Consider the following 4,741-nt stretch of genomic DNA (forward strand, 5'->3'; position numbering starts at 1 on the left):
GGCACTTCGCGCTGATGCAGGAAGCCCGTGCGCAGCACGTCGTGCCGCTCGAAGGCCTGCTGCCAGGCCGCCTTGAAGCGCGCCGGGTCCAGCCCTTCGATCTCCACGCGCAGCTGGTTCAGGTAAGCCCCGCCCTTCGGCTCGTACACACTGTGGAACAGCATCCCCGACTGCATCGGCGACAGCGGATACAGGTCCGCCAGCTGCGCCAGATCCAGCGGCAGCGCGTCGAGTTCATCCTGCGTCAGCTTCGCCAGCGGCACGTCCGACGGCGTAATACCGCGCACGCCGCTGGTGCAATGCGCTACCAGCGCCTCCAGTTCGGACTGGAAGCCCTCCGCCAGCGCCGCCACCGAGGCCGCGTCGAAGCGCGCCGCGCTGTAGCCGATGCGCAGGCTCAGCGAGCCTTCGTGCACCTGGCCGTTGATGGACAGCTCGTGCGTCAGCGGCGCCGCCGGGTCGACAGGATCGCCGCCCGATTCGCCGGCCAGCGTCCACAAGCCGTCTTCCGCAAAGCTGCCTTCGAACTGGCCCAGGTAGTTGAACACCACCTGCGCCTGCGGCAGCGACGCCAGCACCGCGCGCTGCTGCGCATCGCCCAGGTGGCGGAACACGCCATGGCCCAGGCCCTTGTTGGGCACGGCGCGCAGCATTTCCTTGGTGCGCTTGAGCGCTTCGCCCAGGCTGCCCTGCGCCGACAGCGCCACCGGGAACAGGCTGGTGAACCAGCCAACGGTGCGGNGCGCGCAGCATTTCCTTGGTGCGCTTGAGCGCTTCGCCCAGGCTGCCCTGCGCCGACAGCGCCACCGGGAACAGGCTGGTGAACCAGCCAACGGTGCGGGTCAGGTCCACCTGTTCGAACAGGTCTTCGCGGCCATGCCCTTCCAGATCGACCAGGATGCGTTCATGGCCCGACCAGCGGCACAGGGCGCGGCCCAGCGCGGTGAGCAGGATGTCGTTGATCTGCGTGCGGTAGGCGGCTGGCGCCTGCTGGAGCAGCGCCTGCGTGGCGGCGGCGTCCAGGCGGACTTCGGCCGTCGCGGCGTCCATGCCGGTGCGCGGGCCATCCGGGCGGTCGCACGGCAGCGCGGCGGGCACGCCGGCCAGTGCGCGCCAGTATTCGAGTTCTCCGGCATACTGCGCCGGATATGTCGCCAGCGCAGCACCCCAGGCCTGGACACTGCTGGTGCGCGGCGCGAGGCGCACGGCGGCGCCTGCAGCGGCCTGGCCATAAGCGGCCTGCAGGTCTTCCAGAAGGATGCGCCAGGATACGCCGTCCACCACCAGGTGATGGATGGCCAGCAGCAGGCGCTCGCTGCCGTCGGCCATGGCGATCAGCACGGCGCGCAGCAGCGGGCCGGAACCAATATCCAGGCTGCGCTGCGCCTCTTGGCACACCGCCTCCAGCTCCGCCGCGCCGGCGGCGCTGCGATGCCACAGCGATTTGTCCGCCATGCCTGCATTGTCCGCCGCGCCTGGGTCGAACGCGGCATAACGCTGCGACCATCCGCCGGTGCAGTCCTGCGTGAAGCGCAGGCGCAAGGCGTCGTGCTGTTCAATCACGGCGGCCAGCGCGGCGCGCAGCGCGTCGCCGTCCAGTGGCTGGCGAGCGTGCAGGAGAACCGACTGGTTCCAATGGCTGCGGTTCTCCAGCACCATGCCAAGGAAGTTGGATTGCAGCGGCAGCAGCGCCGCCACACCTTGCGGAGCGGCGGCCGCCGCCTGGCTTGCCGCCGCATCGCGTTCCAGCAACGCCGCCAGTTCCGCCACGGTCTGATGCTCGAAAAGCATCTTCGGCGTCAGTTTGTAGCCTTCCCTGCGCATGCGCGCAACGATCTGCAGGCTCAGGATCGAGTCGCCGCCCAGCTCAAAGTAGTTGTCCGCACGGCCCAGCTGCGCCACGCCCAGCACCTCCGCCCACACGCGCGCCAGCAGGGCCTCCTTCTCATCCTGCGGCGCCTCGTACGTGGCGGCGGCCAGCTCCGGCGCAGGCAAGGCCTTGCGGTCCACCTTGCCGTTAGGGTTCAGCGGCAGCGTATCGAGCACGGCCACCGCGCCGGGCACCATATGCTCCGGCAGGCGCGCGCCCAGGCTCGATTTCAACTGCGCGGCATCCAGCAAGGCACCGGCGTGCGACGACACGTAAGCCACCAGGCGCATGCCACCCGCGCATTCCCTCGCCACCACGACTGCCTCGCGCACGCCCTCCTCCGCCAGCAGCTGCGCCTCAATCTCGCCCAGCTCGATGCGGAACCCGCGTATTTTCACCTGGTGGTCCAGCCGTCCAAGATATTCAAGCTGGCCGTCCGCGCGCCAGCGGACCAGGTCCCCCGTGCGGTACAGCCGTCCGCCAGCTTCGCTGAACGGATCGGCAACGAAGCGTTCGGCGCTCAGCGCCGGACGGTTCAGATAGCCCCGCGCCAGGCCGACACCGCCCAGATACAGCTCGCCCGCCACACCCTGCGGTACCAGGTTCAGCGCCGTGTCCAGCACATAGGTCTGGGTGTCGGAGATCGGACGGCCGATGGCAACGGTACGCGACACGTCGCCGTTGCAGGTGTAATGCGTGACGTCGATGGCAGCTTCGGTCGGGCCGTACAGATTGTAAAGCCGTGCCTCGGGCAGCAGTTGCAGCAGCTCGCCCTGTACCTCGGCGGGCAATGCCTCGCCGCTGCACACCACGCGCCGGATCGACGCGCAGGCGCCAGGCCCTTCCTGCCGGAGGAAGGCTACGAAGGCCTGCAGCATGGAAGGCACAAAGTGCAATGTAGTGACCCCGGCAGCGCAGATCAGCTCCGCCAGTTTCGCCGGTTCGCGATGGTCGCCCGGCTGCGCCAAGGCCAGCCGCGCGCCGTACATCAGCGGCCAGAAAAACTCCCATACCGAGACGTCGAAGCTGAAAGGTGTCTTCTGCAGCACCGTGTCGCCCGCGCCAAGCTGGTACGCCTGCTGCATCCACGCCAGGCGGTTATACAGCGAGCGGTGGCGGTTGGCCGCGCCTTTCGGCCGGCCCGTGGAGCCGGACGTGTAGATGGCGTAGGCGAGGTTCTCGCCGTCCAGCCGCACGTCCGGGTTGTGCTGCGGCTCGCCGGCGAGGTCCAGCGTGTCGACGTGCAGGCGCGTGGCCCGCGCCATCGGAATGCGCCCGGCGAGCGCACTGTGCGTGATCAGGTAGGCCACACCGCTGTCTTTCACCATATAGGCCAGGCGGTCTTGCGGATAGTCAGGGTCCAGCGGCACGTAGGCGCCGCCGGCCTTCAGCACCGCCAGCAACGACACCACCATCTCCACGCTGCGTTCCAGCGCAATGCCCACTTTCACTTCGGGCCCTACGCCCAGCCCCGCCAGGTAATGCGCCAGCCTGTTGGCACGCTGGTTCAGCTCACCGTAGTTCAGTTCCAAAGCCCCGAACAGTAGCGCCGGCGCCCCAGGATGCCGCTCTGCCTGCTCCTCGATGACGTGATGTACCGGACGGGCCATGCTATGCTTTTCGCTGTTGCGGCTTAGCGCCATCAGCGCCGCCTCTTCCGGCGCGGGGACCAGCTGCACATCGCCGGCAACCTGGCGCTGCATCAGCTCTTGCATCACGAACTGCCATTGCTGCAGCAAGGCGCGCACGTCCTGCTCGCGCAGCAGTCCGCAGTCGAAACTGGCTTTGAGCGTGAGCGTGCTGCCCAGCGTAACCAGCATCGTTACCGGATAGTTGGTCTGCTCGCGGTTCGCCAGTAGCTGGAAACGCGTGCCGCCCGGGGCCATATTCTTCAATGCCTCGTCAACCGGGTAGTTCTCGAACACCACCAGGGTATCGAACAGCCCCTGCCCGCCCTGACCCGCCCAGCGCTGGATGTCGTACAAGGGCGTGTGCTCATGCTCGCGCGCCTCCAGGTTCACCGTTTGCAGCGCGCGCAGCCAGTCGCCAGTGCGCGCGTCCGCGTCCACGCGGCAAATCACTGGCAGCGTGTTGATGAACATGCCCTGGATCTGGTCCGCGCCAGGCAGCTCCGCCGGCCGGCCAGACGTAGTGGCGCCGAAGCAAACGGCTGCCTGCCCGGTATGGCGGTTCAGTAGCAGCGCCCATGCCGCCTGTACCACCGTATTGACCGTAACACGCTCGCGCCGCGCGAAATCCTGCAAGGCCTGCGTGGCGTCAGCGTCCAGCACCACCTGCTGTTCGCCGAAGGCGGCGCCAATTGCATCCCCGGCGGCCGCGCGAGGCAGCACGCCGGCAAGACGGGTGGGCTCGTCCAGCTCGGCGAGCTGATTGCGCCACCATGCCTCGCTGCCAGCCGCGTCGCGCTGCTGCAGCCAGCCGATGTAGTCGCGGTATCGGCCTTTCGGCGGCGCCAGCCGCGCGCCGTCATAGGCGCGCAGTACGTCGCCCATCAGCTGGGACGTGCTCCAGCCGTCCGTCAGCAGGTGGTGGCTGGTCCAGATGAAGTGGTGGCGGCTGTCGCCGGTGCGCGCCAGCACGAGGCGCGTCAGCGGCGCCTGATCCAGCGCGAATCCTGCGTCCAGTTCATCCTGCGCCAGGGCGTCCAGCGCAGCCATGCGTTCATCAGCACCGGCGCGCCCGCCGGCCCGGGCCAGCGTCAAATCGACCTCCCGCCATGGCAGAGCAACCTGCCTGGCCACCCATTGCAGCGGCACTTCGCGCTGATGCAGGAAGCCCGTGCGCAGCACGTCGTGCCGCTCGAAGGCCTGCTGCCAGGCCGCCTTGAAGCGCGCCGGGTCCAGCCCTTCG

General features: G+C 68.5%; 1 protein-coding gene and 1 pseudogene. Both read right to left on the bottom strand.

The window, feature by feature from the left end:
- Positions 1–707, bottom strand: a 707-nt coding sequence (locus tag ASC94_RS34245) for a condensation domain-containing protein (RefSeq protein WP_162251413.1), incomplete at its 3' end; no start/stop codon positions are given.
- Between the two features lie 35 nt (positions 708–742).
- Positions 743–4,734 (bottom strand): annotated as a pseudogene (locus ASC94_RS34250) (amino acid adenylation domain-containing protein); the annotation flags it as partial.
- Positions 4,735–4,741: the final 7 nt, after the last annotated feature.

The sequence above is a fragment of the Massilia sp. Root418 genome (assembly GCF_001425265.1).
Lineage (GTDB): Bacteria > Pseudomonadota > Gammaproteobacteria > Burkholderiales > Burkholderiaceae_D > Rugamonas.